The organism is Actinomadura logoneensis (assembly GCF_003428695.1).
GTDB lineage: Bacteria > Actinomycetota > Actinomycetes > Streptosporangiales > Streptosporangiaceae > Spirillospora > Spirillospora logoneensis.
In genome coordinates this window covers 1-5,129 of record NZ_QURH01000838.1, presented here as the reverse complement: position 1 = coordinate 5,129, position 5,129 = coordinate 1, and the positions used below count along the sequence as shown (strand labels likewise).

General features: G+C 73.3%; 7 protein-coding genes. 1 reads left to right on the top strand and 6 read right to left on the bottom strand.

Annotated features, from left to right (window positions below):
* Positions 1–521: 521 nt before the first annotated feature.
* Positions 522–1,724 (top strand): S53 family peptidase, encoded by a 1,203-nt coding sequence (locus DZF91_RS28545; RefSeq protein WP_117360216.1) that lies wholly within the window; start codon positions 522–524, stop codon positions 1,722–1,724.
* A gap of 242 nt (positions 1,725–1,966) precedes the next feature.
* On the opposite strand, the gene DZF91_RS28540 is transcribed toward DZF91_RS28545, so the two are convergent.
* From DZF91_RS28540 to DZF91_RS28515, 6 genes are all read right to left on the bottom strand, one after another.
* Positions 1,967–2,446 (bottom strand): Clp protease N-terminal domain-containing protein, encoded by a 480-nt coding sequence (locus DZF91_RS28540; protein WP_117360215.1) that lies wholly within the window; start codon positions 2,444–2,446, stop codon positions 1,967–1,969.
* Positions 2,446–2,724, bottom strand: coding sequence for a hypothetical protein (locus DZF91_RS28535; RefSeq protein ID WP_235834633.1), 279 nt, complete (start codon positions 2,722–2,724; stop codon positions 2,446–2,448). Before DZF91_RS28535 ends, DZF91_RS28540 begins: the two co-directional genes overlap by 1 nt.
* Positions 2,725–2,851: 127 nt before the next feature.
* The gene (locus DZF91_RS28530; protein ID WP_117360214.1) at positions 2,852–3,616 is read right to left on the bottom strand and encodes a glucose 1-dehydrogenase; all 765 of its coding nucleotides are present in this window, start codon (positions 3,614–3,616) and stop codon (positions 2,852–2,854) included.
* 101 nt (positions 3,617–3,717) lie between these two features.
* Complete coding sequence (locus tag DZF91_RS28525; protein ID WP_117360213.1) at positions 3,718–4,344, bottom strand: GTP-binding protein; 627 nt, start codon at positions 4,342–4,344, stop codon at positions 3,718–3,720.
* On the bottom strand, positions 4,325–4,693 hold the full coding sequence (locus DZF91_RS28520; protein WP_117360212.1) for a DUF742 domain-containing protein: 369 nt from the start codon (positions 4,691–4,693) through the stop codon (positions 4,325–4,327). Before DZF91_RS28520 ends, DZF91_RS28525 begins: the two co-directional genes overlap by 20 nt.
* 6 nt (positions 4,694–4,699) lie before the next feature.
* Positions 4,700–5,129 (bottom strand): roadblock/LC7 domain-containing protein (locus DZF91_RS28515; RefSeq protein ID WP_207661906.1); only part of this gene is annotated, 430 nt, incomplete at its 5' end.

Sequence of the window (5,129 nt, the reverse complement as noted above, 5' to 3'; positions counted from 1 at the left end):
CGCCGACGCGGCGGCCCCGGCGAGCGCGATCGCCGCCAGCCAGACGGGCGCGCGGCGCCGGTCGGACGCGGCGCGCCGGTGGGCGGAGTGGAGCAGGGACAAGGGGACTCCCGGCACGAGGGGACACCGCGCGGCGGTCGTCGCGCGGACGGTGTCCCCGGGGCCGCTCAGGTCCCGCGCACCGCCCAGTGCGCGGGGCCGCGTGCACCGCAGATGCATCTAAAACCCGCCTGGTCATGGCGTCAAGAGGGGGTGGACCGCCATGGCCGACCACGGCCTCGCGGGTGGTCGCGAAACCGCACGTGGGGGTGGTGGAGGCAAGGGGGGAATCCCTATCGGTTGCTCAAACGAGCAACTTTGGCGGCTCGCCACAGTGCGCCGCGCGGCCCGCTGGCGACCAGTGACAGAAGTGATTAATTGCCTGCTTATGGACTATTCGGACGAGCGCTCCGCGTGTGATCCTCACGGGCGGCACCTCTCCCGGTGCCGTCCTCCGTCCCCCCGCTACACGAGGAGAGCCCATGCGGCGCCCCCGCCTGCGGTACGCGATGACCGGGATGTTCCTGGCTGCCGCGTCCGTCCTCAGCACACCCCTCGGAACGGCCTCCGCGAGTCCCGCGCTCCCGGCCGCCCCCGCCGGGACGCACCACTCGTGCGCCACCGTCCGCGCCGGCCAGGCGCACTGCCACGCGATCGTCCGCGACGACGTGGCCGTCTCCGCCAAGACCCTGAAGGCCGCCCTCGCGGCCCCGAGCGGCCTCAGCCCCGCCAACCTGCAGAGCGCGTACAAGCTGCCGTCGTCCACCGCGGGCACCGGCCAGACCGTCGCGATCGTGGACGCCTACGACGACCCGACGGCCGAGGCCGACATGAACGTCTACCGGTCGCAGTACGGGCTGCCCGCCTGCACGACGGCCAACGGGTGCTTCAAGAAGGTCAACCAGACCGGCGGCACCAGCCTGCCGAAGGTCGACGGCGGCTGGGCCCAGGAGATCTCGCTCGACCTGGACATGGTCTCCGCGGCCTGCCCCAAGTGCAAGATCGTCCTGGTCGAGGCCACGTCCCCGTCGTTCGCCAACCTCGGCGCCGCCGAGAACACCGCCGCCCGGCTCGCGAACGTGGTGAGCAACAGCTACGGCGGTTCGGACGCCTCCGATTCGTCCTACGGCTCCTACTACAACCACCCGGGCGTCGCGATCACCGTCAGCTCGGGCGACTCGGGCTACGGCGTCGAGTACCCGGCCTCGTCCCACTACGTGACGGCCGTCGGCGGCACCTCGCTCCGCACCTCCAGCACCACCCGCGGCTGGACGGAGACCGCGTGGAGCGGCGCGGGCAGCGGCTGCTCGACCTACAACACCGCGCTGAGCGGGCAGGCGGGCGCCAGCACCGGCTGCTCCCGGCGCGCCGTCGCGGACGTGTCCGCGGTGGCCGACCCGGCGACCGGCGTGGCCGTCTACGACAGCACCGCCTACCAGGGCCAGTCCGGCTGGATGGTCTTCGGCGGCACCAGCGCGTCCGCCCCGCTCATCGCATCGGTGTACGCCCTCGCGGGCAACGCGTCCTCGGTGGACAACAACTACCCGTACAGCCACAAGACGGCGCTGTTCGACGTGACCAGCGGCAGCAACGGCTCCTGCTCCCCGTCGCAGCTGTGCACCGCCCGCACCGGCTGGGACGGCCCGACCGGCCTCGGCACCCCGAACGGGACCGGCGCCTTCTGATCCGGCGCGCTCCGGACGGCGCGTTCTGATCCGGCGGGCTCCGAACGGAGCCTCCTGATCCGGCGCCGTTCGGAGCCCGAGCCCGCATGACCGCGCGGCGGCCGGACCCTTTCACCCCACAGGGGTCCGTCCGCCCCGCCTTGTGCCGAACGCCCGCGCCTGCCCGTTACCCGGCCCGCCGCGGAGCCTTCACCGTCCGCACGCGGAACCTTCCAGGAATCGCGGTCGTCCTCCCCGCCCTGTCAGTCGGTCTTGCCGCGTTCGTCCAACACCGCCAGCGTCCGGGCCTTGAGGTCGTCGACGTCCACGCCTGCCAGAGCGAACGCGCGGGGGACCGTCCCGACCTTGAGCTCCAGGAGGCCCAGCAGGATGTGCGCGGGCCCCAGGTCCCGCTTCCGGGCCAGCGTCATCGCGACCTCCAGCACCCGCCGGCCGGACTCGCCCATGTCGGACGGGTTCCGCGCACTCCCGCGCGGCTCGAGCAGTTCCCGGTCGGCGACCGAGACCCCCGCCGCCGCGAGGCCGTCCTCGAACTCCCGCGCCAGCGCCCGCTCCACGGCCCGCCGGTCCAGCCCGGCCGGGGAGAGCAGGTCGGGCGCGTCCCCCTCCGCCTCAGCCGCGAGCGCGAGCAGCAGATGCTCCGCCTCCGTCAGCCGCGCGCCCCTGCCCCGCGCCTCCTCCGCGGCCCGCACCAGCACCGAGTCCACATACGTCCGGCCCATCACCGCCTCCTCCGCAAACTGACCCCCGCCTCGATCAGCCGCTTGGCGTGCTTCTTGTGCACGGCCTGCCGCGTGACCCCGAGCGCCTGCGCCACGTCCGACCAGCTCCACCCGGCCCGCATGGCCTTCTCGACCGCCGCGTCCTCCATCCGGTCGGCCAGCCTGCGCATGGCGACCACGGCCGCCAGCTCCGCGCCGGGATCACGCAGGTCCGCCGCGGGATCGCGCGCGTCGGCCGCCGGATCGCGCGCGTCGGCCACGCCTTCGCCCTCGTCCATGCAGGGAACCTAGGTCTCCGGGGGAGGCATTGTCAACTTGGGTTGCTTAATGGCCCGGCAACCGGGAAGGACGAAGGCCCCTCGCGGCGGGTGCGCGCCGCGAGGGGCCTCCGGGAGGGGCGCCGGGTCAGCCGGCGGACATGCCGGCGTCGACGGCGATGGACTGGCCGGTGATGTGCCTCGACTCGTCCGAGCAGAGGAACGCGAAGGTCTCGGCGACGTCCTCCGGGTCCATCAGGACGCCGGACGGGTGCAGGGCGGCGGCCTCGGCCTCGCTGAACATGCCGCCCTGGATCGCGGCGTCCAGCAGCGCGGTGCGGACGACGCCGGGGCACACCGCGTTGATCCGGATGCCCTGCCGGACGTACTCGATCGCGGCGGTGCGGGTCATCGCGACCACGCCGCCCTTGGTCGCCGAGTAGTCCGAGATGCCGAGCGGCAGGCCGACCAGGCCCGCGACCGACGCCATGTTCGCGATGACGCCGCCGCCCTGCGCGAGCATCTGCCGGATCTCGTACTTCATCGACAGCCAGACGCCCTTGAGGTTGACCGCGACCAGCTTGTCCCAGGCTTCCTCGGTGACCTCGTGCAGCGCCGAGCCCTGCTCCTCGACGCCCGCGTTGTTGACCGCGGCGTCCAGGCGGCCGTAGGCGGAGACGGTCGCGGCCACCGCGGCCTCCACGTCGGCGCCGACCGTGACGTCCGTCCGGACGAACAGCGCCTCACCGCCGTCCTTCCGGATCAGCTCGGCGGTCTCCCGCCCGGCGTCCTCCAGGATGTCGGCGATCACGACCCGCGCGCCGTACCCGGCGAACGTGCGGGCCGTCGCCGCTCCGATGCCCTGCGACGCTCCGGTGATGAGGACGGCCTTGCCGGCGAGCTTTCCGCTCACGCTTGTCTCCTTTGCAGCGGGGGATTCCAGGGGCCGCGCCCGGAACCGGGGCCGGTCCGGGCGGCGGTCGAACGAAGGTCGAACGAACTCGAGGGGGAAGGTCAGCGGCGCGCGCCGACGGCGGCGGTCGTCCGCGCCAGGACGTGCTCGACCATGGCGATCAGCACCTCCTTGGCCGAGTCGCGGCTGCGCACGTCGCACATGACCAGCGGGACGTCGGGGTCGAGGTCCAGCGCGATCCGGACGTCCGCCGGGTCCTTGCGCTCGGCGCCGTCGAAGCAGTTCACCGCGACCATGAACGGGGTGCCGCGGTCCTCGAAGTAGTCGATCGCGGCGAACGAGTCGGCCAGCCGCCGGACGTCGGCGAGCACGACCGCGCCGACCGCGCCCAGCGCCAGCTCGTCCCACATGAACCAGAACCGCTCCTGGCCGGGCGTCCCGAACAGGTACAGGATCAGGCCCTCGCCCATCGTGATCCGGCCGAAGTCCATGGCCACGGTGGTGCTGGTCTTGTCCGCGACGCCGGTCGTGTCGTCCACGCCCGTGCTGCGGTCGGTCAGCATCTCCTCGGTGCGCAGCGGGCGGATCTCGCTGATCGAGCCGACCATCGTGGTCTTCCCGACGCCGAACCCGCCGGCGATGAGGATCTTCGCCGCGGTCGGCTGGCCGCCCCCGCGCCGGGCGGTCGCGGGCACGTGGACGGCGGTGTCAGAGTGCGCGTAGTCCATGCAGCAGCTTCCTTAGTACGAGCTCGTCCGGGACGTCGCCGGTGGGGGTCGCCTGCAGCACCCGCAGCAGGTTCTCCTCGCGCAGGTCGTCCACCAGGACGCGGACCACGCCCACGGGCAGGTCGATCTCGGACGACAGGTCCGCGAAGGTGATCGGCTCCGCGCAGAACGCCAGCACGCGGCGGTGCTCGGGGTCCAGGCGGGTGCGCCGGGGGACCGGCAGCCCGGTCGCCTCCAGCAGGGAGATCAGGTTGAGGCTGTCGTCGCGCAGCCGGGTCCGGCCGCGCGTGACGGTGTAGGGCCGGAAGATCGGCCCGGCGTCCTCGTCCAGCCAGCGGTCATCGCTCACGCGTGCTCACCTCACGCCGAAACCCGACAGCCGCGGGACCACCGGGGGCCGCTCGGCCAGCCGCTCGGCGAGCTCGGCCAGCGCGTACGCGACCGTGCCCGCGTCCGCGTCGGCGGGGCTCAGCGCGGCCAGGTAGGCGTGCGGCCCGGCCGGGACGATGAACACCAGCAGCGAGTCCAGCTCGATGACGCTCTGCATCAGCTCGCCGCCGGAGAACCGCCTGCACGCGCCGCGCGCGAGCCCCTGCACCCCGGAGACCAGCGCGGACAGGTGCTCGGCGTCCTCCTGTGTCATCCCCGAGGACGCCGCCACCACCAGCCCGTCGGTGGACAGCACCACCGCGCCGCGGCTCTCCGGGCCCGCCTGCGCCACCAGCCCGTCCAGCAGTCTCCGCACCTGCTCGGCGGTCATCGCCGCTTCCGTCATCGCTCCACCT